We start from the raw sequence: 546 nt of genomic DNA on the forward strand, positions 1-546 counted from the left end.
GCCGGGTGCTGCCCTCCGCGTCCGTGACCGCCGTCAGCTGCCCCAGCGCGTCATAGTCGTAGCGCGTGATGCTGCCGGAGCAGTCGGTGTACTGCGTCAGCTGGCCCTGGCGGTTCCAGGTCAGCAGCGCCTCGCCGCCGAGGGCATCGGTGATGCGCGCCGGCAGGCTCTCTTCCTCGTCGTCGTAGTGGTAGTCGGTGTGGTTGCCGCGCGCGTCGGTGCGGCGGGTGAGACGCCCGAGGGTGTCCCAGTGCTGCAGGTGCTGGCTGCCGTCGGGGCGCTTCACCCCGAACAGCTGGCCGCTGTTGCGCGAGTACTGGTATTCGGTGGCGTGGCCGTCCGGGTCGGTCTCTTTCAGCAGGCGGCCGTAGCGGTCCCACTCGCTGTGCCAGGACGCCCCGGAGGGCAGGCGGACCGCCACCGGCTCGCCGCGCGCCCACGTCAGGGTGTAGCGGCGGCCGTCATAGTCCCACAGCTGCGCCACCTGCTCGTCGTCGTCCAGCACCCACCGGGCGTTCTGGCCGCCGTCGCGCTGGACGCTGCGGC

At 72.2% G+C, this 546-nt stretch carries 1 pseudogene; it reads right to left on the minus strand.

Annotated features, from left to right (window positions below):
* Nucleotides 1-546 (minus strand): annotated as a pseudogene (locus F3J40_RS25420) (type IV secretion protein Rhs); the annotation flags it as partial.

The organism is Candidatus Pantoea multigeneris, assembly GCF_011752615.1.
In the GTDB taxonomy this organism is placed as follows: Bacteria; Pseudomonadota; Gammaproteobacteria; order Enterobacterales; family Enterobacteriaceae; genus Pantoea; species Pantoea multigeneris.